This window comes from Peribacillus sp. SIMBA_075 (assembly GCF_046534585.1).
In genome coordinates, this window is sequence record NZ_JAWRYN010001340.1 from 1 (window position 1) to 245 (window position 245).

General features: G+C 44.9%; 1 protein-coding gene. It reads left to right on the forward strand.

Features of this window, described 5'->3' with window-relative positions; genetic code table 11:
* Positions 1–245, forward strand: a 245-nt coding sequence (locus SB775_RS32700; RefSeq protein WP_410865455.1) for a tryptophan transporter, incomplete at both ends; no start/stop codon positions are given.

Here is a 245-nt window from a genome sequence, read left to right on the forward strand (position 1 = left end):
GTTTTTAAGCATCATCCTTTTCCCTAAGGTACAGCATGTAGTCGTGATTGCCCTAGTGACTGGTGTCATTTCCGCTTTGACAACGGGTTTCCCAGGCGGACAAATTCCAAATATGATTGATAAACCAGTGACAGCCTTTATCTTCCTAGCCCTTTTCTTATCTTGCCAGAAGATGAAGAACAAAATCGTGCTGACCGCTGTGCTAACAGCTATTGGAACCGCCGTATCCGGCGTGATTTTCCTAT